Origin of the sequence: Flavobacterium cupreum (assembly GCF_003996965.1) — a bacterium.
In the GTDB taxonomy this organism is placed as follows: Bacteria; Bacteroidota; Bacteroidia; order Flavobacteriales; family Flavobacteriaceae; genus Flavobacterium; species Flavobacterium cupreum.
Window position 1 is genome coordinate 1 of sequence record NZ_QWDM01000139.1, and the last position, 342, is coordinate 342.

1 protein-coding gene is annotated in these 342 nt (G+C 57.6%); it reads right to left on the reverse strand.

Annotated elements, in window-relative coordinates:
• On the reverse strand, window positions 1–329 hold a 329-nt coding region (vgrG, locus tag D0817_RS26945; protein ID WP_497756103.1), incomplete at its 3' end, for a type VI secretion system tip protein VgrG.
• Window positions 330–342: the final 13 nt, after the last annotated feature.

Here is a 342-nt window from a genome sequence, read left to right on the forward strand (position 1 = left end):
TTGTGATGGTTGTAGACGCTGCCGATGATGATTGGGTGGTCGACATTGCCATTTAGGAAAACGATCGCGACCTCCTGGCCAACACGTGGCAAGCTGATGTGACCGAAGTTGCTGCCAGCCCAGCTCGACATAACCCGTAGGAAGGGAGAACTGGCGTCGTCGAACTTCCCCAGGCGGTCCCAGTGAAATTGCACTTTCACCCGGCCGTAATTGTCGGTGTGGATTTCCGAGTCGGGAGGTCCCACCACCGTCGCCGTTTGCATGCCCGATACCAGGCAAGGGACGCTGTTGAATCCCCGCCCGGGACGCCAGCGAATACTCTGGCGTATGCAAGTGAAAACG